General features: G+C 56.4%; 13 protein-coding genes and 3 pseudogenes. 7 read left to right on the plus strand and 9 right to left on the minus strand.

All coding sequences use genetic code 11. The features are described 5' to 3' along the window. Positions 1–120: 120 nt before the first annotated feature. Positions 121–1,287 (minus strand): iron-containing alcohol dehydrogenase, encoded by a 1,167-nt coding sequence (locus tag D3H35_RS13795; RefSeq protein WP_119149909.1) that lies wholly within the window; start codon positions 1,285–1,287, stop codon positions 121–123. A gap of 1,411 nt (positions 1,288–2,698) precedes the next feature. On the opposite strand from D3H35_RS13795, the gene D3H35_RS13800 reads away from it, so the two are divergent. Next, positions 2,699–3,610 (plus strand): NAD(P)/FAD-dependent oxidoreductase, encoded by a 912-nt coding sequence (locus D3H35_RS13800; protein ID WP_119149910.1) that lies wholly within the window; start codon positions 2,699–2,701, stop codon positions 3,608–3,610. A gap of 255 nt (positions 3,611–3,865) precedes the next feature. Next, entirely contained in the window at positions 3,866–4,708 is an 843-nt protein-coding gene (locus D3H35_RS13805) for an aldo/keto reductase (protein WP_119149911.1), read from the plus strand. A gap of 73 nt (positions 4,709–4,781) precedes the next feature. Here the strand turns inward: D3H35_RS13805 and D3H35_RS13810 are convergent. Both D3H35_RS13810 and D3H35_RS13815 read right to left on the minus strand, forming a co-directional pair. Further along, a pseudogene (locus D3H35_RS13810) lies at positions 4,782–5,737 on the minus strand (NAD-dependent epimerase/dehydratase family protein). A gap of 105 nt (positions 5,738–5,842) precedes the next feature. Continuing rightward, a complete protein-coding gene (locus tag D3H35_RS13815) occupies positions 5,843–6,829 on the minus strand; it encodes a sugar phosphate nucleotidyltransferase (protein ID WP_119149912.1) in 987 nt (328 codons plus the stop codon). A gap of 211 nt (positions 6,830–7,040) precedes the next feature. Here D3H35_RS13815 and D3H35_RS13820 point away from each other — a divergent pair, with 211 nt between their 5' ends. After that, positions 7,041–7,712: a hypothetical protein gene (locus D3H35_RS13820; RefSeq protein ID WP_119149913.1), complete on the plus strand. Its 672-nt coding sequence runs from the start codon at positions 7,041–7,043 to the stop codon at positions 7,710–7,712. A gap of 115 nt (positions 7,713–7,827) precedes the next feature. On the opposite strand, the gene D3H35_RS13825 is transcribed toward D3H35_RS13820, so the two are convergent. Continuing rightward, positions 7,828–8,490: a hypothetical protein gene (locus D3H35_RS13825; RefSeq protein ID WP_119149914.1), complete on the minus strand. Its 663-nt coding sequence runs from the start codon at positions 8,488–8,490 to the stop codon at positions 7,828–7,830. Positions 8,491–8,651: 161 nt separating this feature from the next. On the opposite strand from D3H35_RS13825, the gene D3H35_RS13830 reads away from it, so the two are divergent. After that, positions 8,652–10,061 carry a collagen-like protein gene (locus tag D3H35_RS13830; RefSeq protein WP_233567932.1) on the plus strand — a complete coding sequence of 470 codons (1,410 nt, stop codon included), beginning with the start codon at positions 8,652–8,654 and terminating at the stop codon, positions 10,059–10,061. 643 nt (positions 10,062–10,704) lie between these two features. Here the strand turns inward: D3H35_RS13830 and D3H35_RS13835 are convergent. Together D3H35_RS13835 and D3H35_RS13840 are read right to left on the minus strand one after the other, a co-directional pair. Beyond that, positions 10,705–11,850 (minus strand): glycosyltransferase family 4 protein, encoded by a 1,146-nt coding sequence (locus D3H35_RS13835; RefSeq protein WP_119149915.1) that lies wholly within the window; start codon positions 11,848–11,850, stop codon positions 10,705–10,707. Then, positions 11,847–13,493 carry a CotS family spore coat protein gene (locus D3H35_RS13840; protein ID WP_119149916.1) on the minus strand — a complete coding sequence of 549 codons (1,647 nt, stop codon included), beginning with the start codon at positions 13,491–13,493 and terminating at the stop codon, positions 11,847–11,849. The genes D3H35_RS13835 and D3H35_RS13840 overlap by 4 nt, the downstream gene beginning before the upstream one ends. A 230-nt stretch (positions 13,494–13,723) precedes the next feature. Here D3H35_RS13840 and D3H35_RS13845 point away from each other — a divergent pair, with 230 nt between their 5' ends. The 3 genes and pseudogenes from D3H35_RS13845 to D3H35_RS13855 all read left to right on the plus strand — a co-directional run bounded on the left by D3H35_RS13845 (position 13,724) and on the right by D3H35_RS13855 (position 18,169). Then, complete coding sequence (locus tag D3H35_RS13845) at positions 13,724–14,320, plus strand: hypothetical protein (protein WP_119149917.1); 597 nt, start codon at positions 13,724–13,726, stop codon at positions 14,318–14,320. Positions 14,321–14,477: 157 nt separating this feature from the next. Further along, a pseudogene (locus tag D3H35_RS13850) lies at positions 14,478–16,270 on the plus strand (ABC transporter ATP-binding protein). A gap of 82 nt (positions 16,271–16,352) precedes the next feature. Beyond that, positions 16,353–18,169 (plus strand): annotated as a pseudogene (locus D3H35_RS13855) (ABC transporter ATP-binding protein). Here D3H35_RS13855 and D3H35_RS13860 read toward each other — a convergent pair. The 3 genes from D3H35_RS13860 to D3H35_RS13870 all read right to left on the minus strand — a co-directional run bounded on the left by D3H35_RS13860 (position 18,162) and on the right by D3H35_RS13870 (position 20,786). Continuing rightward, positions 18,162–18,905 carry a peptidylprolyl isomerase gene (locus D3H35_RS13860; RefSeq protein WP_119149918.1) on the minus strand — a complete coding sequence of 248 codons (744 nt, stop codon included), beginning with the start codon at positions 18,903–18,905 and terminating at the stop codon, positions 18,162–18,164. The pseudogene D3H35_RS13855 and the gene D3H35_RS13860 sit on opposite strands and share 8 nt — an antisense overlap. Before the next feature lie 88 nt (positions 18,906–18,993). Continuing rightward, entirely contained in the window at positions 18,994–19,683 is a 690-nt protein-coding gene (locus D3H35_RS13865) for a class I SAM-dependent methyltransferase (RefSeq protein WP_119149919.1), read from the minus strand. A gap of 71 nt (positions 19,684–19,754) precedes the next feature. Beyond that, positions 19,755–20,786, minus strand: coding sequence for a MerR family transcriptional regulator (locus tag D3H35_RS13870; protein ID WP_119147787.1), 1,032 nt, complete (start codon positions 20,784–20,786; stop codon positions 19,755–19,757). Positions 20,787–21,559: the final 773 nt, after the last annotated feature.

The raw sequence follows: 21,559 nt of genomic DNA on the forward strand, positions 1-21,559 counted from the left end.
CCGGCTTTTTGACGAATGGGCTATTCGGGCTACAGCGTCTCAACGCGCGACCCCTATGCTGCCGAAGCCGGAGAAAAGGGAAGCCAGCTAGACACCGAAGCCGTTTTTGCTCGCTCGTCCTTATAGGCTCATTCGGTAAATCTCCGCTACGTCGTCCTTGTTCAGCTTCTTGAAGGAGCCGATCGGACCGAAGCGCACCGCTTCCGCAGCCATGACGTCGATCTTCTCGTCGCCTACGCCGACCTCCGAGAGCTTCGAAGGGGCGCCGATGCGGGTGAAGAAATCGCGCGTCGCCTGAATGCCCGCCAGCGCGACTTCTTCATCGGTTTTGCCGTCCGGGTTCACCTTCCACACGCGCACCGCGTATTGAGCGAAGCGCTCGATTCTCTCCCGGTAGACGTACTTCATCCAGTTGGGGTAAATAATAGCGAGTCCGGTGCCATGGGGAATGTCATAAATCCCGCTGACTTCGTGCTCGATTCCATGGCTGGCCCAATCGCCTCGCATACCGACGCTAATAAACCCGCCGTTGAGAGCGTAAGTTCCGCATAGCATCAAATTGGCGCGGGCGACGTAATCCTCGGGATTCGCGAGCGCTGATTCGGCGTTCTCGATGACCGTCTGGAGGACGGATTCGCACATCCGTTCTTGCAGCGGAGTGTCAGGGGTCAAGCTGAAATATTGCTCGAATACGTGCGTCATCATATCGACGGTGCCGTTCATCGTCTGGTCGGCGGGAACCGTATACGTCAACGTCGGATCGAGTATCGAAAATTTCGGATACGCGTGCAGGCTGCCGTAGCCTTTTTTCAAATTTTCCTCCCAGTTGGTGATGACGGTGTTGCCGTTCATCTCTGTTCCGGTGGCGCTTAGCGTCAGCACGGTTCCGAGAGGAAGCGCGGACTTGGCTTGCGCCTTCTGGACGAAGAAGTCCCACACGTCTCCCTCGTAAGGAACGCCTATCGCTACCGCTTTGGCCGCATCGATGGCGCTGCCCCCGCCGACGGCCAGGATGAACTGCACTCCGTTTGCGCGGCTGATTTCGATCGCTTTGCGCACCGTAGACAGACGAGGATTAGGCTCTACGCCGCCGACCTCGAACACCTCTATGCCGCGTTCCCGCAGCTGCGCCGTCACGTTGTCGTAGAGGCCTGTTCGTTTGATGCTGCCTCCGCCGTACATGAGCAGTACCTTGCTTCCGTAAGCCGCCGCCTCCTGACCCAGTTTGGCCAGCGTGCCTTCTCCGAACAGAATTCGGGTCGGGTTCTGGAAATCGAAATTGTTCACGATCGGTCATCTCCCTTTGCTTCGTCGGTGCGGCGTATGGAATCTTGGCCGTATATGTATGAGTGTACTCCAATGGAATTGATATTTCATCTTTTGATAACCGCCCACCCACCATCTCGCCGAATAGCCCAACGAGGCATGGTTACAGCACACGCTTGCCCACCATACTGCCGAATAGCCCAACGATGTGGGGTTGCAGCACACGCTCACCAACCATATCGCCGAATAGCCCAACGAGGTATGGTTACAGCACACGCTCACCCACCATACCGCCGAATAGCCCAACGAGGTATGGTTACAGCACACGCTCACCCAACATCTCGCCGAATAGCCCAACGAGGTAAGGTTACAGCACACGCTCGCCCACCATACCGCCGAATAGCCCAACGAGGTAAGGTTACAGCAAGCGCTCACCAACCATATCGCCGAATAGCCCAACGAGGTATGGTTACAGCACACGCTCACCCACCATCTCGCCGAATAGCCCAATGAGGTATGGTTACAGCACACGCTCACCCACCATCTCGCCGAATAGCCCAATGAGGTATGGTTACAGCACACGCTCGCCTACCATACCGCTGAATAGCCCAACGATGTGGGGTTGAAGCACACGCTCACCCACCATCTCGCCGAATAGCCCAACGATGTGGGGTTGCAGCACACGCTCACCCAGCATCTCGCCGAATAGCCCAACGAGGTATGGTTACAGCACACGCTCACCAACCATCTCGCCGAATAGCCCAACGAGGTATGGTTACAGCACACGCTCACCAACCATCTCGCCGAATAGCCCAATGAGGTATGGTTACAGCACACGCTCACCCAGCATCTCGCCGAATAGCCCAACGAGGTATGGTTACAGCACACGCTCACCAACCATCTCGCCGAATAGCCCAACGATGTGGGGTTGCAGCACACGCTCACCCAGCATCTCGCCGAATAGCCCAACGAGGTATGGTTACAGCACACGCTCACCAACCATCTCGCCGAATAGCCCAATGAGGTATGGTTACAGCACACGCTCACCAACCATCTCGCCGAATAGCCCAATGAGGTATGGTTACAGCACACGCTCACCAACCATCTCGCCGAATAGCCCAACGAGGTATGGTTACAGCACACGCTCACCCACTATTCGGCCGATTTGAAAGCCCGGGGTAGGAAAGTTGGCTGATGGACAAGTTAAAACGGAAATTTGAGTTGAATACACGCCGAAGGGCGCGATTGTTTAGCAAACCCCCAAAGTAGAAGATTCACAGCAGTATGACGGAAAACGCGGATTAAGCAAAGAGGCGCTCTTTTGCAGCGCGTCTTTGTTATATTCTGGACGCCCCGCAATGAAAAGTTGCAATCCGAAACAGTAATCGATATCATTACAGTTAGAGGATGAGCGGGAAGGCGATGATGAACGATGACGGACAAGCTGCTGGACTGCGCGATTATCGGCGGAGGTCCGGCGGGTCTTAACGCGGCGCTCGTGCTTGGCCGGGCAAGAAGGGACGTCGCTTTGTTCGACGAAGGCAAGCCGAGGAATGCGGTAACGAGGCATTCTCACGGATTTATTACGCGGGACGGGATCACTCCCGGCGAATTCCGGGCCATCGCCCACGCAGACATAGCCCAATACGATTCGGTGCAAGTCCATCGCGTGCGGGTAACGGCTATTCGGGCGGAAGGATCGACTTTCCGCGTGGAGACGGCTAGCGGAGAAGTCGTCCAGACGCGAAAGGTTCTTCTGGCTACCGGACTGAAGGACGTTCTTCCCGCGGTGGACGGCATCCGCGACTATTACGGAAAAAGCTTGTTCAGCTGCCCTTATTGCGATGGATGGGAGCTGAGAGATCGTGCGCTTGTCGTTATTTCCGAGACTGACTCTGCCGCCTTTCACATGGCCAAGACCGTCTATCGTTGGTCGCAGGATTTGGTGCTGTGCACGAACGGCGCATCGGTTCTGACGGCGGAAGAGAAGGAACGGCTCACAGCCAAGGGCATCGTCGTGGACGAGCGGAAAATTGTCTCATTGGTCGGCGAAGACGGGTTTCTGGAGAAAATCGTTTTCGAGGATGGGGAGCAGTTGGAGCGGAACGGGGGCTTCGTCGCAGGGACGTGGGAGCATGCTTCGACGTTCGGACATTCGCTCGGCTGCGAGGCTAACGAGGCGGGCGGCTTGCGGACGGACGACGTCGGCAGAACGACGGTTCAAGGCGTTTATGCGGCTGGCGACGCTTCCGTTATTGCGCCGGCGCAGCTCGTCATCGCGGCTGCGGACGGCAGCCGTACGGCGATTGCAATCAACTCCGATCTGACTCACGAGGATTTTTAACGGGCAGCCGTACAATAGAGCGAAAAAATCATCCTATCGTCTCTCCACAGCCGCTTGTAACACGATATAAGACGAAGCAATCGTTCTATTGCCCGTACAATGTCCCCAAATTGGGTAACAAAAGAGAAATAACACGAAAAAATCGTCTTATTGCGCCGCAGTTATGACCATAAGGGGCAAATAGGACGAATAAATCGTTTTATGTATCAACAACGACAGACAATTACAGGAAGAAAAGAACGGGAGGAAACGAAAATGCCAAACCACTTGCAAGATACGACGCTGCTCAACAACGGGGTTAAGATGCCATGGTTCGGATTGGGCGTATTCAAGGTCGAGGAAGGACAAGAAGTCGTCGCGTCCGTAAAAGCGGCTATTCGCAACGGGTATAGAAGCATCGATACGGCGGCCGTCTACCGGAACGAAGACGGGGTCGGTCAAGGAATCCGCGAAGCGCTTCTGGAAACGGGCTTGAGCAGGGAAGAGCTGTTCATCACGACCAAGGTATGGAATTCGGATCAAGGCTACGAATCCACGCTTCGCGCGTTTGAGGAAAGCTTACGGAAGCTTCAGCTTGAATACATTGATTTGTATTTGATCCATTGGCCGGTTAAGGGCAAATACAAGGAGACGTGGAAAGCGCTCGAAATGCTGTATCGCGGAGGAAAAGTCAAAGCGATCGGAGTGAGCAACTTCCATGTCCACCACCTAGAGGATCTGCTGCAGGATGCCGAAATCGTGCCGGCCGTCAACCAAGTAGAGTATCATCCGCTGCTCAATCAGAAGGAGCTTCTCGTGTTCAGCAAGAGCAAGGGCATTCAATTGGAAGCCTGGTCTCCACTGGCGCAAGGCAAGATACTCGACAATCCGGTCTTGCAGGAAATCGCGGCCAAGCACGGCAAATCCGTCGCCCAAGTCGTTCTCCGCTGGGATTTGCAGAACGGCGTCGTGACCATTCCGAAGTCCATTAACGAAAAGCGGATCGTCGAGAACGCCGACGTGTTCGGCTTCGAGCTGAGCGACGAAGACATGGCGTCCATTGACTCTTTGAACCGCAATGAGCGTGTCGGCCCCGATCCGGACAATTTCAACTTCTAAGCTGCGCGATCGGGCAGCTTTGGCATATGCGACAAGAACCCGTCCGGAGCTATAAGCTCCCGGACGGGTTCTTTTATAGCAAGCCTGTGTACAAGTCCCGCAAATCGGCAATTTCGCGGCGCAAGCCCTCCCGCAGGCTGACTTTCGGATCATAGCCGAGCAGACGCCGGGCTTTTGAGATGTCCGCCCACGTGCTGTGCGGTTCTCCGCTGACAGGCCCTGCGAACTCGATGTGTGCGGGACTCCCGAACGCTTCCTCCAGCAGGGAGACGCATTGCAGGACCGAAGCGCGTTCCTTGCCGCCGATGTTGATCGTCTCGCCCAGAATGCCGTCCGCATACGCCGCAGCTGCGATTCCGGCGACGCAATCCTCGACGAACGTAAAATCGCGGGATTGCTCTCCGTTGCCGAAGACGGGAATCGGCTCGCGCGCCAATATCCGCCGGATGAACCGGTGGAATGCCATATCCGGCCGCTGTCTCGGTCCATAGACGGTAAAAAAACGCAATATCGCAACGGGAAGCGCATCGTTAAGCTGATAGACCCGGCACAGATGCTCGCCCGACAATTTGCTGACTCCATAGGGGGATAGCGGGACTACCTCTGCGTCTTCCGATACTTTCCCCGTTTTTTCCCCGTACACCGATGAGGTCGACCCGTATATGAATTTGCGCACCGGGTGTTTGCGGCACGCCTCCAGCAGCGATTGTGTCACCAGTACATTGTTTGTTACATAGGCTGTAAAATCGCCGCCCAGCTGGATCGTACGCCCGGTACTCCCGCCAGATGGATGACGACGTCGGTTCCCGGAAGGATGGGATCCCAATCGATTTGCAGCAAGTGGCTCCTGTGCATCGCGAATCGCGGGTGAGCAAGCAAATCGCGGATATTCCGTTCGCGGATCCAAGGAGGCGTACCGGAGTCAAGGAAGCAATCGATTCCAACGATCTCGTTCGAAGGGTCCCGCAGCAGACGCTCGCACAGATGAGAGCCGATGAACCCCGCCGCGCCAGTTACGATGATTTTCACGGTCTGAACCTCCTAGCCTCGGCCGACTCGAACTCCGATGCAGCGATAGCCCAAGGCGGTCATCTTCTTGCCGTCCGGCCTGTTCCCCCCGTCCGCGCCTTATCATCATGATGTCCAATCGGACCCGCCTCCGTTCCGCAGGCTGAACGTGGCGATCGGGCTGATGATGGAGCTGCTGTGGCTGCTCATTGTCAGGTGCGTCCCTTCGAGAACGATGCTGTTGGCGATCAGGCATTGCGTCAGCTCGACGTTCGGTCCTACCGTCACGTTGGGACCGATGATGCAGCCCTCCAGCTTGCAGTTTTCCGCGATGGCTACCGGTTCGATGAAGGTGCATCCCTTGTATTTGGCCATGGCAGCTTTTCGCCGCGCTTCTTGGGACAGCTTCAGCATCCAGCGGTTCGCCTCAAGCCAGCGTTCGTGCCTTCCCATGTCGAGATGCTTTTGCGTCGTGATGCAATACGAGACGGAATCGCCAAGACGAATCATAGCTCCGATGGCGTCCGTTATTTCGAATTCGCCCCTGACGGAGGGAGAGAGTGTATCAATAGCGCGGAAAACGGTCGGCCCGAACGCATAAGCGCCTACGATGGCCAAGTTGGATTTGGGGTGAAGCGGCTTCTCCTCCAAGCTGACGATTCGATGATTCACAACCTCCGCTATGCCGTACTCCTGCGGCGAGGCAACGGGGCCTAACAGGATTGAAGCGTTGTGCCCGTCTCGGACGACGGCATCGCGCAACGCGGTAAGCGGCTGCTCGATCAGGTTGTCTCCCAGCAATAGCAGGAAGGAGTCGTCTCCGATGAAGGAGCTTGCTTGCTTGACCGCATCCGCAACTCCAAGAAGCTGGTCCTGAAAAATATAAGTAATAGATACGCCCCACCGTCTGCCTGTACCGATTTCATCGCGAAATAGCTTTTCGTGCCTCGATTGAATGACGATTCCGATTTCTTTCAGTTCCAATTCGGCCAGTTTGTCGATGCAGTAGCCGATCATTGGCCTGTTCATCACGGGAAGCAAGACTTTGGGTTTCAGTTGGGAAAAGGGCTGAAGCCTGGATCCGTTGCCTGCACCGAGGATGAGACCTTTCATAAGCGGTAGGCTCCTTGTCTGAATGAAATGTAATTATAAAGTATGCCTGAACGCGTTACGGGACAGGGCGAGTGTTAGAGGAATGTAAAAATAGACGAGTCCAAAAATTCCGCCCTCGTCCGAACCGCAAATGCCCAAACGGAACAGGCGGATTGGGATAGTATGTAGGGATTTGAAAATCATTTTTTGAGGGACGAAAGGGTGAACGGTTATGTCCAAAGCGGATTTGGTTCGCAAGGTGATAGAGGACGTTAATGCGATCGAGCTCGAAGTCGAGTTTCGAAATGGCGATAAGGTGGCCTATTCGCTCGAAGCTGAAGGGACGGAGACGAGGGAAGAGCTGCTGGAGTCGATTCTCGCGGATATCGATTGGGATGCCGCCGAGGAAGTCGAGATCGAGTATGAGAACGGCGACAAAATCGAAGTCGACCTTGAGGTCGAAGGGGAAGACGACGATGATGACGATGATGATAATCTGGCTGAAGGGATTGCAGGAAGCGCTGCCCGGGAGGAAGCGTTCGTGGCGCTCCAGGATGCGATTGATGACGTGAGTGCGGATACAGATACAGATGACCAGGGTGACGCAGTGGATGAAAATGAGGAAGCTGAAGCGGAATCCGAGGGCGAAGCGGTCGCGGTAGACGCGGATGAAGATATCGACGACGATGAAGACGGCGAAGTCGATGACGAAGACGAAGACGAAGACGAAGAGGGCGAAGAACCGGAAGATACAGCCGCATTAGAAGACGATGATGGCGACGGAGACGAAGAGGAAGCGGAGACAATCGGGGGAGCGATCGTCGTCGACGAAGATGATGACTATGACGAAGACGACGATGACGATGATGATTATACCGACGATGACGATGATGAGAAAGACTGAGTGTCCGGAAAGAGTATGGGGGCTATCCCGAACGGTCATTATGGACCTAAGGGGTAGCCCCTTAAATCATTTTTTTTGGAATGTACATACGAATTGAGTTGGCGGCACTGACTGACTATTCGACTTCGATTACGGTATCTTTCAACGAGAGAGCGGATTGATGCAGCACCAATAGTTTGGCGAGCGGATCGTTGCGCCGGATCCGTCTCGTCTGTCTCGGTTCGAATGCAATGGGAAGCCCAAGGCCGCTATGAAAACGTTCCAGCCCCTTCGCGGTAAGAAGGCCGGGATGCACAACAAAGCTGCTGTCCGTATCCTCCAACGGCTGAAATAACAGCACGTGCTCGTTCGGGATTTTGATACTCCAGCCCAATCTCCATTCAAAAGTGCCTTCCCCGTTCGGAATAAACATTTGATACCAGTTGTTCCGGACTTTGAATTGATGAAGCTGAAACCAACCGGAGGGCTTGACGCCCAAGTAAATGTTCTCTCTTTGCTGCCAGTAACTTATCCCGGATAAATGTTGAATTTGTGCAATTTCTTCAGGCTTTTCCGTCGTAATTTGCATTTCGGATACGGGTTCAATGTCCACATCGATCGGTGAACGGATCGTCCATCCCAGCTCCTTGGCGGCCCGGTATGGCCAGCACGCGCCTTTCACCCGTCTTTGCTTGATCCAGCGAAAATCTTCGTCAGGGACAGGATGGACGACGAGCTTCTCTTTGACTGGCGGGATTGCCCAAGGTGTCATTTTGACAAAAGTAACTTCCAGGCTCATAGACGGTTCCTCCGCTTCGGAATGGAGTGATGTCCCATCTTACTCGCTAATTAGTCGAAGTGTACCGTCCGTATATCGGTATTTTACTCCCAAGTATCCCTTGCGGGCTTGGTTAAAGCTTCATAGTATACAACAATTCAATGCAAAGGAGTGCGATTAGCTTGTCACAGTCCAATATACCTAACATTACGCCTGATATTACTCTGACAAGGGAAGATGCCATTAATTTGCTGCTGTCTTCCATCGCTCTGGAGGAATTGGGTCTCAGTCATATTTTGAATGCCGAGGGAGAGAAGCTGCAATACGTGCTTGGGACGCTGCCGGGAGCAACTGCTCCGGTTATAACCTCGATCAGCGATTTGCTGCTTGTGAATGAAAGCGTACGAGACACCATTAAGGAAGTTACGAAAAAAGAGTGGATTCTCCAAAACAGTCTGGAAAGTATCTTGAACACTCCGATTTCCGTTGGCCCCACTGGGCCGACAGGGTCTACAGGCGGAAGCGGCGGGGTTTCCGGAGCTACAGGAGCGACTGGCGGAACTGGGGCGACGGGAGCGTCGGGGGCGACAGGTGCAACGGGAGCCACAGGTGCAACCGGAGCTACGGGACCAACAGGTGCAACAGGCGATGCGGGAGGAACCGGGGCAAGCGGGGGGACAGGATCGACAGGCGCCACGGGATCGACAGGCGAAACAGGAGCGACAGGTGCTACGGGTGAGACGGGAGAAAACGGTGCAACAGGAGCAACCGGAGCGACAGGAGCCACAGGTGCTACGGGCGAAACGGGAGAAAACGGTGCAACGGGAGCAACCGGAGCGACAGGGGCCACAGGTGCTACGGGCGAAACGGGAGTAACCGGAGCAACGGGAGCAACCGGAGCGACAGGAGCCACAGGTGCTACGGGCGAAACGGGAGTAACCGGAGCAACGGGAGCAACCGGAGCGACAGGAGCCACAGGTGCAACGGGTGAGACGGGAGAAAACGGTGCAACGGGAGCAACTGGAGCGACAGGGGCCACAGGTGCTACGGGCGAAACAGGAGAAAACGGTGCAACGGGAGCAACCGGAGCGACAGGAGCCACAGGTGCTACGGGCGAAACGGGAGAAAACGGTGCAACGGGAGCAACGGGGGCAACAGGCGCAACAGGAGCCACAGGGCCAACGGTAACGGCTAACAATGCATTTGTCGATGCCTCATTTGCAAGTGTAAATTCTAACGAACCATTTCTATTTAGCAATAATGTTCTTATTAATGGTACCAGCATTACGAGGACAGTTGGATCGGACTCGCAAGTTTTTCTGGAAGGCGGAGGCACTTATCTGGTTGTTTATGAAGTGGACAGCATTCAAGGTATTGCAGCGAATGTTAATGCGCAATTTCAGTTGTCGTTGAACGGAACCCTTAGCGCGGCAAGCTTCTCAAGCTCGCCATTCGGCGGTCAGCAAGCTACCGCGGCGGGTACGGGCATTTTTAATACGCCAGTAGGACCCGCAAGCACATTGTCACTCGTAAATACGAGCGGCTTCAGTGTTCAAGGGGGAGCTACTATGACGATCGTTCGGCTGGCATAGCCATCCGTCCGGTGCTCATTCCTAATCTCTTAAGATCTGACTTCACGTAAGAGCAGCTTAGGTTTGATATGCTGCTCTTTTCGTCTTTTATTTTAGGTCGTGACGATCAACAGTGGTACGAGCATCGAAAAGTGTGTCCGGACGCGCCACAGTGGTACGAGCTCCCACACATTCATCGAAAAGTGTGTCCGGACGCGCCACAGTGGTACGATCTCCCACACATCCAACGAAAAGTGTGTCCGGACGCGCCACAGTGGTACGAGCTCCCATACATTCATCGAAAAGTGTGTCCGGACGCGTCAACAGTGGTACGAGTGCCCACACATTCATCGAAAAGTGTGTCCGGACGCGCCACAGTGGTACGAGCTCCCACACATCCAACGAAAAGTGTGTCCGGACGCGTCAACAGTGGTACGAGCTCCCATACATTCGCCGAATAAAGCACCCGGACGCGCAACAGTAGTACGGGCTCCCATACATTCGCCGAATAAAGCACTCGAACGCGCCACAGTGGTACGAGTGCCCACACATTCGTCGAAAAGTGTGTCCGGACGCGCCACAGTGGTACGAGCTCCCACAAACCAACGAAACCATAGAAAAAAGCCGTCCCCAGCCTGACGGCTTGGAGACAGCCCTTTTGCACCTACCCTCGCTGTTCCCAGACGCTCAATACGTTGCCAGCTACATGCTCCCATGTGAAATGGTTCTCTATCATCCGCCGTCCGCGAATTCCCATTTGGCGAGCGGCGTTTAAGTCGGACAGAATGTGGTTGAGCGCTCCTGCATACTCAAGCGGATCCTCCGGATTTTGTACGAGCAGGCCGTTGTTGTCCCGCACGATTTCCGGGTTGCCGCCGCGTGCGGTCGTAATGAACGGAAGTCCGGCTGCCATCGCCTCATAATGAACCCGCGCCAGCGGCTCATCCCATATGGATGTGCAGACGAAGACGTCCGCCGCGCAGAACCATTGGTGAACCTCGTGCGCCGGCACATAGCCGGTCGTAACGACCGGAATCTTGCTGCGGGCGGCGATGGCCCGAATATAGGCGATGTAATCGCTGACCGAGTCGTCGCTGTACCAAGCCGCACCGACGACGACAAGCGCGGCATCGGGATGCTTAAGTTGAGACATGGCTCTTACGAGAACGTGGGGACCTTTGTTTCGCGACAAACGGCCCACGAAGAGAATGACTTTTTTCGAGTCGAGCTGATGCTGCGAGCGAATGGTTTGCCGGGCTTGCCGGGCAAAATCCGATTCCAGCCAAGGGGCGAAGCGCGACAGATCGACGCCCGAATAGATCGTTCTGATTTTGGGAGCCGCCTCCGGATAGTAGCGGCAGATCGAACTGCCGATGAAGTTGCTTATCGTGACGATTCGTTCCGTATTCTCGAGCACGGCAACTCCTTCGGCGCGGGACAGCTTCTCGGGAGAGAACATGTCGTTGTGCATGCTCAGGATGATTCGGGCAGCCGGAGCGAATTGACGGACGGGAAGAACGAGCTTCGGACGATTGAAAATATGGATGATATCGTAGACTTCCTGACTGCGAGCGAGAAACTCGACAACGCCCTGGGTATACACGTTCAGCAAGCCGTCGGAGTCGACCCGGACGTAGCGAACGCCGTCCGCAGCTTCCTCCGCCGGCAGCTCCGGGTCGCTTCTGCCGAGAATCGTCAGCCGATGATGCCGGCTTAAGATTCCGGATATTCCGCCGATATAAGTCTGGATTGCGCCGCCGCGAATGTTGGGGACAGGCAGCTTTTCCGTGCAGATCATCAATATGTTCACTGCGCCCTCACCCTTCGAGTCGTCCTGCTCCGTTTCGACCTGGCATTAGCGCTAGCCGGTCGCCGCGAGGAGCGAGACGATTTTTTTCTTTTTCGTACGGCGACAAGCGGGGTTGCGGATTTTCTTCGAGTGGATTTGCGTTTAAGACGAGAGGGTGCGGTTTTGACGGATTTGCTCCGTTTCCGTTTGCGAGCGGCTTTGCGCCGTCTGCGCGGTTGGGCCGGAGGATCGTTCTCGGCACCGACGGCGGCAGGAGTTCGAACGGATGCGGCTGCCGCAGGCGTTCTAGCAGGCGGCGCCTGAGATACAAGCCGGACGAGAGGCACGGCGGCGGGCGGGACGGCAGCCGGATCCGCGGCGGCTGCCGCCGCTGCGGCCGGAACGAGCGGCGGCTCGAAAACCGCGGGCGCTAGAACGGGATCCATAGCGGGGGCCGATGCCGCGAACGCGGCGAGCGGAGCTCCTTCGACCGTAAATTCCATTACGGCAAAAGGACTGTCCACGACAGGCTCCGGAGCCGTATAATCGCCGGGCTCATACTTGATTTTATCGGCTTCCAGCTGCGTCAACGCTTCCCACTTGCTCGCCTCGGTCAGCATGACCCTCTGGAGGATCGGGTCGAGCTCCAGGTTCATGAAAGTAACGGGATCGAACACGACTTCCTTGACGTGCTTATAGAATTCGTTCGGGAACGCCATGTCGATCCACAGAAGCTCGAACATCTCCTGATCGATCGGATTCGCTTGATGGTAGCCGTCGATCATTCCGCGCACCCACGTCAAATCCCAGACGCCCATGTCGTCCATTGTGCTCGTAATGAGCTTCCTCAGATCGCGGAAGGGCAAATCGTAAGCGACGCCGTCGAGGTCGATAATCCAGATGCCGTCCGGTCCCATTTGTCCGTTCGACCATCCGTAGTCCTGATGAGCCAGACCCCAATAGGGCTCGCCCATCGCTTTCATCCGGCCGTAAGGAGATTCTTGAAAGCGGGCGAAAATGTCCAGCGCCTGCCGCTCGAACTCGTCGACGACGGACAATAAGCGGGCGCTTGCGGCCGTCTCCGGATAAGCTTCCGCGATGTGGCGAAACCAGCCGATTTTGGCGATTATTTTCTCATAGTTCTTTTTCCAGCCGTACAGGCGGGACGACTTGCCTGCATTGGGGGGCGGCACGTAGCCCTTGGATATGCGATGGAATTCTCCGAGCCCGTTGCAGAGCGAGGCCGCGCCTTCCACGTCCACTTTGGACACCGGAATCAAAGGCTCGATCCAGTCGGTCACGATCCACAGCTTGCCTCCGGCTTCCACGTACAGGGCGCCTTCCACTGTCGGAATCAATTGCGGAACGCGAGCGCCCTGCTCGACCAAATATTGCTGAGCGCCAATGCTGAACAGACTGCGGGAAGGCTCTCGATGCAGCACCTTGATGCTTCGCGGCCCGTGGTTCGTCACGATCTTCCAGATGGCGCCGCCTTTGTCCGGCTTGGACGTGATCAAGGTCATTTCAGAGACGCGCATGTCGTAGAGCTCCATGACTTCATAGGCCATGGCTTCAAGCTCGGGCGGGACATATTGCTCCAGCACGATGCCGGGCAGCTCCGCAGCGGTAAGATGATCCCAAGGCTGAACGATGTAGGGCTCCATTCCTTTTGTCGTCACATCCTGTCATGAGCGGTTTAGGGTTATTTGTATGCATATGTCTCACAAGAGGGGGTTGACATGTATAGGAGTGGATATTGCATGCGGCAAGAGTCAACTTTTGTCCCGTCAAATCCGCCTTTGTCCCGCATCATAAGCCTATACCGATTCAAGCATAGGCAATAGGATAACAAGAGCTCGGAAAAAGGCTAATGGACAGGGAAGGATGATACGCCTTGCAAAAAATCGACATCATGAGAAACGCGCTGAAGAACGAGTCCGACAAGATCGTCGAGGTCCAAGTCGAATACAAAAACGGAAGGAAAAAAGCGACGTATTGCCTGGAGCCCGATAAAGTCGGCAACCGGGAGGAAGCGCTCGCGAGAATTTTGAGAGAGGTCGATTGGGAAAAGGTAGAGGAGGCGGAAATCGAATATTCCAACGGCAAAACGGCGGAGATTAATCTAAGCGCGGTTCATACCGCGAGAGCGGCTGCGCTGCCGGTCGTCAAGATCGAAGACGGGGAAAAGGAGACCGAGGCAGCGGCAGTCGCAACAGAACCGCAAGCGAATGCAGCAGTTGCCGATTCCAAACCTGCTGAAGACGGAGTCGTCGTGTCCGCGCTTGCCGATTCCGCGAGTCCGGCGGCGAAAGCTCCGGCGCCGAAAGCCGCGAGCAGAGCCCGAAACCGCAAGCCGTTGTCTGCCAGAAGCGGAAGATTGAGGACGGGGAGGGCGGTACGGAAGGCGAAAGCCGTCCGAAGCCGGGCGAGCAAGCGGTCTGTGGCGAACAAGTTCGTCCGGGCCGGCCAACGGACAATCGTAGGGCCGTAATTGAGGTTGGGCGATACACCCGATACAATAAAGATCAGCGATACGATAAGCTCCGTGTTCCTCGCGACACGGACATTATCGCTGAGTCGGCACGGACAAGCCTTGTTTAGCCGGCCGTTCCGAAAGAAACCTTCGTTCGAACAGGAGAGAAGCAATCGTGCGCTACTTGTACCCCTATTTTCGTACCTATTGGAAGCTATTCTTCGTTGCTCTCCTGTTTCTGACGTTCGAGACGTTGTGCGATCTGCTTCAGCCGACGCTTATGGCCCGGATCATCGACGAGGGCGTAGCGAACAAGGAGCTGCCGATCGTCTTCCGAATCGGCATGTTCATGCTTCTCGTGACGGCTGCGGGCGCAGTGGCGGCTACCGTGCGAAGCATAGTTGCCAGCCATGTGTCGCAGCGATTCGGGGCCGAGCTGAGATCGAACCTGTTCCGCCACATCCAATCGCTGTCGTTCCAGAGCATCGACAAGTTCGACCGGGCGTCGCTCGTGACCCGCCTAACGAACGATGTGACGCAAATACAAAACTTCGTGAACGGCTTGATGCGAATTTTTGTGAAGGCGCCGCTTATTTGCATAGGCAGTCTTATTATGGCGGTGCGATTGAATCCCCCTCTTTCCGTCGTGCTGGCGGTTGTCGTCCCGCTCGTCTCCATTCTGATCGTCATGAACATGAGAATCGGATTTCCATTGTTCGCCAAAGTCCAGCAGGCGCTTGACCGGGTGAACGGAGCTTCCCGGGAATATTTGTCGGGAGTACGCGTCGTGAAGGCGTTCAACCGGTTCGACTACGAGACGGACAAGTTCGGCTCGGTCAACGGCGAATACCGGGACCAGTCGACGAAAGCGATGCGGCTCATGGCCGTCTTCGGCCCGGCATCATGTTGACCGTGAACTTCGGCATCGCGGCGGTCATCTGGATCGGAGGAGTTCGGGTCGATCAAGGCCATATGCAGGTCGGGCATATTATCGCGTTTATCAATTACATGACGCAGATTTTGTTCTCTCTCATGATGATATCGAACGTATTCACGATGTATGTGAGAGCCAAGGCATCGTCGGATAGAATCGGCGAAGTGTTCTCGGAGACCGATCGGAATATAGGAACGGAGAAAACACGGTCGGAGGCAGATGCGGAAAACGCGTCGTTAGCGGGGCGCAGCAGGACGGAATTGGTCTTCAGTGAGCGAGACAGAGGAAGGATCGACTTCGAGAACGTGGTCTTTTCCTACGAGGGAGCGGGCGGCGATCCCGTGCTAAAAAACGTAACCTTCTCTTGTCTGCCGGGCGAGACGGTAGGCATCATTGGCTCGACTGGCTCTGGAAAAAGCACGCTAGTCAGCCTCATCCCGCGCTTCTACGACGCGGTCTCCGGCACGGTTCGTGTTAACGGAGCGGACGCACGAAGCTTTGAGCCCCGAGCGCTCAGGGAGCGGATCGCGGTCGTTCCGCAGAAGGCGGTGCTGTTCTCCGGAACCGTGGCGGAGAACATCCGCTGGGGCAAGGAGGCCGCATCGAACGAAGAGATCGTGCTTGCGGCGAAGCTGGCGCAGGCCCATGAATTCATTGCGTCCTTTCCCGAAGGCTACGACACTTTCCTTGGGCAAGGCGGCGTGAATCTGTCCGGAGGACAGAAGCAGCGAATGTCCATTGCGCGCGCTTTGGTCAGGGGTCCTGATATTTTGATTCTGGACGATTGCACGAGCGCGGTCGACGTGGCGACGGAGGCCCGGATCATGGCGGGACTGCGAGGCTATTCAAGCGGGCTGACTTGTCTCGTTATCGCACAGCGAATTACGTCCGTCATGGATGCGGACCGGATCGTCGTTCTGGACGATGGGGCGATCGCGGGCATGGGCAAGCACGACGAGCTCCTTCGGCAATGCCGTACATACCGGGAAATTTACCGCTCGCAGGCGGGCAAGGAGGCGGCGGGACATGCCTAACAAATCGAATGAGCCTATAGAGGGGAGAACGGGAGCCGCTTTCTCCGAAGCTCGCAAAGAAGAAGCGTCGCCGCCTCCTCCGATGCCGCCGGTGCAGGTAGCCGGCCGTCCTCCCATCGGAGGAATGCGGCGGGGGCCTGTCGCCAAACCGAAAAATTTAAGAGAGACTCTAGCTCGGCTCTGGTCGTATTTCGGCAAGGAGAAGAGACTGCTTGCTCTTATCTTTGTTATCGTTGCGGTCGATTCGGCGATTGTCCTGGCCGGGCCCTATTTGATCGGAGTAGCCGTGGACGCGATGGAGGCCGCCGGCGGCGGGCCGGTCGACTTCGGCATGCTGGAAATAGCTCTTGTCGCGCTTATTGCCGCCTATATAGCGGACGCGGCGCTGACTTTCGTGCAAGGCTGGCTGATGGCGGGCGTATCCCAGCGCATTGTCATGCGGCTTCGCGGAGCTCTGTTCGCCAAGCTGCAAAAGCTTCCGATCCGTTACTTCGATTCGCGCTCGCACGGGGAAATGATGAGCCGCATGTCCAACGATATCGACAACGTCAGCAGCACGATCGCTCAGTCCGCCGTGCAGGTCATGACAGGCTCGGTAGCTATCGTCGGCGCGCTCGTCATGATGCTGGTCATGAGCCCGATTTTGACGTTGGCCAGTCTTATTACGGTTCCTGCCGTCTTCCTGTTAACCCGGACGATAGCCCGCTCGACCGGCCCGCTGTTCAAGGAGCAGCAGAATCGGCTCGGCAAGCTGAACGGCCATGTGGAGGAGACGATCTCCGGCATACAAGTCGTTAAGGCGTTCAATCGCGAGGAGCATGCGATCGCCGAATTCGACGCCGTCAACCGGGAGCTAAGCGAGGTGGGGATCAAGGCGCAAATTCGGGCGGGCTTCCTCATGCCGATCATGAACGTTATCAATAATATTGGCTTCGCAGCCGTAGCCATTGTCGGGGGAATCCTCGCGGTCAAAGGGCTGATTACGATAGGCATCATCGCCAGCTTTATCAGCTATTCCCGGCAATTCGTGCGGCCGCTTAACGAGCTGGCGAACGTGTTCAATCTTCTGCAATCCGGAGTGGCCGGCGCGGAAAGGGTGTTCGAGGTTCTGGACGAGGAGGAGGAGCCGGCCGATCCGTCGGGGGCTGTCGCGCTGTCCAACCCGGGGGGCATGTCGAATTCGACCGAGTGTCGTTCGGTTACCGCCCGGACGTCACGATTTTGCACGATGTAAGCTTCGTTGCCCCTTCGGGCAGCAGCACCGCGTTCGTCGGACCGACCGGGGCGGGCAAGACGACCGTCGTCAATCTGCTTGCGCGCTTCTACGACGTGACGAGCGGCAGCATCCGGATCGATGGCCGCGATATTCGGGAGTATACGAAAGACAGCCTTCGCCGAACATTCGGTATCGTCTTGCAGGATACTTACCTGTTCTCCGGCACGATCAAGGACAATATCAAATACGGCAGCCCCGACGCCACCGATGAAGAAGTGGCGAGAGCTGCCGCAATGGCAAACGCGGACGTATTCATAAGAAGGCTGCCTCGGCAATACGAAACCGTTCTGTCGGAGAACGGAGGCAATCTGAGCCAGGGGCAGAGACAGCTGCTGGCAATCGCGAGAGCCATTCTGGCGAAGCCGTCCATTCTGATCCTCGACGAGGCTACCAGCAGTATCGATACCCGGACGGAGCTGCACATTCAGGACGCGCTGCTGACCGTCATGCAAGGACGCACGAGCTTCATCATCGCCCACCGGCTCAATACGATCCAGGGAGCGGATACGATCATGGTAGTCGATAGAGGGGGCATCGCGGAGCAAGGAAGCCACGAAGAGCTGATCGAGAGGAACGGCGAGTACAGCCGAATGTTCGCGAATCAGCTCCAGAGGCTTACTTGATCGTTTCCGGCTCCGGATAGTCGACGCCCTTCGTGTCGACCGTTACTTTGGTCATGGACATCGGATCGAGCGGGCGATCTTGATCGGCTGTATTCTGCCTCACGATCTCGTCGGCGACGTCCATTCCTTCCAGCACTTGTCCGAACGCGGCGTATTGGCCGTCCAGGAAAGGGGAATCGGCGACCATGATGAAAAATTGCGAGCCGGCCGAATCCGGGCTTTGGGAACGCGCCATGGAGATGACTCCACGCGTATGCTTCAAATCGTTTGTGAATTTATTAGTCGAAAACTCCCCTTTAATGCCATAGCCGGGGCCGCCCATGCCTGTACCTTCCGGGTCACCGCCCTGAATCATAAAGTCGGGAATAACGCGGTGGAAAATGAGCCCGTCGTAGAAGCCTTTTTTGACGAGGGAAATGAAGTTGTTGACCGTATTCGGCGCTACTTTCGGGTATAGCTCGACGGTGATCGTCTTGCCGGTGCTCATCTCGATTGTGACGACCGGATTTTGATCCGAATGGTTCGGGTTGTCCAACGGATCGGTAGACGACGGCGAAGGAGTAGGCGTCGGCTCTGCGCTGGGAGAGGACGAGGCTGCGCCTCCATTCCCGCTTGAAGAGGTGCTGGTGCCCTCGGCTGCGGGAGTCTCGACTCTTTTGCCGCATGCTGTCGTCAAAGCGAGCAGGAGGGCGATCATTACGATTGCGGTAACGGCTAATTTCGGTTTTTTAATCATTACGGTAGTACCCCCTTAACTTGTCTTTACCTTCGTGAATGATAGCATATTCGCGTATGGAGTGCCAAGATATGGGGGCGTTCCGGGGTCAATCCGCATGCAGCCACCAGACTCCGCCGCATTCCGGAACGCGGAGAAGTTCCTCGCGGGCGACCCGGTCGCCAAGCTCGTCTCCGAAGAAGAAGCGGGTCATCTCCTCGGCTTCCTTGGTCGATTCAAAGAGATAATCCGTCCGTATCCACCTGTGGGCAAAGCCGTAAAGGTTCGCAAGCTGGGCGTAGTACGGCAAAAGAAAGTCTGGAGGAGCAGGCGTTTCGACGCCTGTTCCCATCGTTTCGAACAGGATGATCGTCCCTTTGCTGCGGACAATTCTTTTCAATTCGGACATGACGATGCGCAGGTTGTCCTCCCAATCGGGAGCGTCGGCGCTGGCCAGGTAGCAGACGCTCCAGCCCGCTACGACCAGATCCGCGCATCCATCTTCCAGAGGCAATCTTCGATGGTCGGCGACTTCTGTCCGCCAATTGCTCAGCTTCGCCTCCGATAATTGTCTGGCCGTCTCGTTCAACATCGCTTGCGAGGCATCCAGGGCGACGAGCGATTTGGCGCGTGGGGCCAGGACGGCGGACAACCTCCCCGTTCCGGCGCCTATGTCGACGATGTCCAACCCCTCGAACGGCCTGATTTCCTCGATAACTCCATCGAGCGGCGGCTGCGACGCGATTAACCGGGCGTATTTTTCCGCTTCCTCCAAGTAAATTTTCGCGTGGTCCGGCATAATGAAAAAAACCTCCTCGTATAAGTTCGACTGCTTCGGCTTTAAGCCTAGCGGTTGACGTAACGTGAAGGTCAATAGCGATTTTGCGGTCGGATTGGTACGGCGCAGACGAGATGAAGCATGTCGTTGATCCGGCGAGCCCGGGTCATATACCCATGGGCTTCGAGCCATCGGATGACGGTGGGGAGCTTCGGATAGCCGCTCATCGGATCGCTGTCGTCGAGGTCGCTATCGGCGTCGCTAAGGCTGAATAAGTCCGCGATGCTGATGCGGCCGTGAGGCTTTAGTACCCGGCGCATTTCCTCCAGCGCGAGAGGCTGCTGCTCCGCCGATAGATGCCGGAATGCAAAGCTGGATGCTATAAAATCGAATTGTCCGTTCGTATAAGGAACGGCGAGCATATTGCCCAGCTTCGTCTCGAGCTCAGGAAGCTTCGCTGCGCACTGCTCTAACATTTTGGCGGATTGGTCGACGCCGCACATTCGCGCTCCCCGGTCGAGAAGCTTGCTTGCCAGATTACCCGTCCCGACGCCCAGATCGAGGCCGGTCTCTCCGGGTATGGGAGAGAGCCATTCGGCAACAAGCTCCAGCGCCTCCTCGTAATCGGCGAATGTTCCGGATGAAGCTCGCACCCGTTCGTCATGATGGTCAGCGAGAAGGTCGTAATTCCAGCGATCCAGCCAATTTTTGCGCTGTTCGCGAAGCTGTCTCGAGTCGTCGGCTAATTGGAACAAGTCAGCGTAGGGAATTTCTTTATCCCGATCCTTCAGGAGGAGCAGCATTCGGTCGGTCGTTTCGATGACTTGCTTCATTTCGATCCAGTCGGCGACTATGGCGGAGCGGCGCATTTCCAGAAATCGCAGCAGCTCGTCGCGGGCTTCGGTTTCATCGCTGCTGCCGTCCAGCCATTGCTTGATGTGCTCAAGGGGCATTCCGGCTTCGCGCAGAGAGATGATTGTCCGCAAGCGTTCGAGCTCCTGCTCGGTGAACGTGCGGTAGCGGTTTGTTTTATCCTTGGAAGGTGCGAGCAAGCCCTGTTCCTCGTAGAAGCGGATTGCTCTCGGGGAGAGGTTGAGCATATTCGCGACTTCTTTGATTCTCATAGGCAAGGCAGGCCTCCTTCTTCGGATATGGGGAGTTGCAGAGGAACGTTGACGCGGCGTTAAGGTTGTTGAGCTTGTGCAAGCCATTCGTGCGTGCGCGGGTCTCGGTAGCCCATTCGGAGCGGGTTACGAGAGCGAAACGAGTGTGAGCGGACCCCGGTAACCCGCTTGGAGTCGGTTACGAGCGGGAAATGAGCGTGTGCGCACCCCGGTAACCCGCCCACAGCCGGTTACGAGAGCGAAACGAGTGTGAGCGGACCCCGGTAACCCGCTTGGAGTCGGTTACGAGTGTGGAATGAGCGTGAGCGGACCCCGGTAACCCGCCCACAGCCGGTTACGAGAGCGAAACGAGTGTGAGCGGACCCCGGTAACCCGCTTGGAGTCGGTTACGAGCGGGAATCGAGTGTGCGTGAGTCTCGGTAACCTGCCCGCAGCTGGTTACGAGTGTGAAATGAGCGTGTGCGCACCCGGTAACCCGCTCGGAGCCGGTTACGAGCGCGAATCGAACGTGTGCGAACCCCGGTAACCCGCCCACAGCCGGTTACGAGTGTGAAATGAGCGTGTGCGAACCCCGGTAACCCGCCCACAGCCGGTTACGAGAGCGAAACGAGTGTGAGCGGACCCCGGTAACCCGCTCGGAGCCGGTTACGAGTGTGAAATGAGCGTATGCGCACCCGGTAACCCGCTCGGAGCCGGTTACGAGTGTGAATCGAACGTGCGCGAACCCCGGTAACCCGCTCGGAGCCGTTACGAGCGCGAATCGAACGTGTGCG

Source organism: Cohnella faecalis (assembly GCF_003570905.1).
Taxonomy (GTDB): Bacteria; Bacillota; Bacilli; order Paenibacillales; family Paenibacillaceae; genus Cohnella; species Cohnella faecalis.

Coding starts and splice junctions, on each gene's coding strand:
- D3H35_RS13800 (WP_119149910.1), top strand. CDS start 2,699: ATGACGGACAAGCTGCTGGACTGCGCGATTATCGGCGGAGGTCCGGCG.
- D3H35_RS13805 (WP_119149911.1), top strand. CDS start 3,866: ATGCCAAACCACTTGCAAGATACGACGCTGCTCAACAACGGGGTTAAG.
- D3H35_RS13815 (WP_119149912.1), bottom strand. CDS start 6,829: ATGAAAGGTCTCATCCTCGGTGCAGGCAACGGATCCAGGCTTCAGCCC.
- D3H35_RS13820 (WP_119149913.1), top strand. CDS start 7,041: ATGTCCAAAGCGGATTTGGTTCGCAAGGTGATAGAGGACGTTAATGCG.
- D3H35_RS13825 (WP_119149914.1), bottom strand. CDS start 8,490: ATGAGCCTGGAAGTTACTTTTGTCAAAATGACACCTTGGGCAATCCCG.
- D3H35_RS13840 (WP_119149916.1), bottom strand. CDS start 13,493: ATGGAGCCCTACATCGTTCAGCCTTGGGATCATCTTACCGCTGCGGAG.
- D3H35_RS13860 (WP_119149918.1), bottom strand. CDS start 18,905: ATGATTAAAAAACCGAAATTAGCCGTTACCGCAATCGTAATGATCGCC.
- D3H35_RS13865 (WP_119149919.1), bottom strand. CDS start 19,683: ATGCCGGACCACGCGAAAATTTACTTGGAGGAAGCGGAAAAATACGCC.
- D3H35_RS13870 (WP_119147787.1), bottom strand. CDS start 20,786: ATGAGAATCAAAGAAGTCGCGAATATGCTCAACCTCTCCCCGAGAGCA.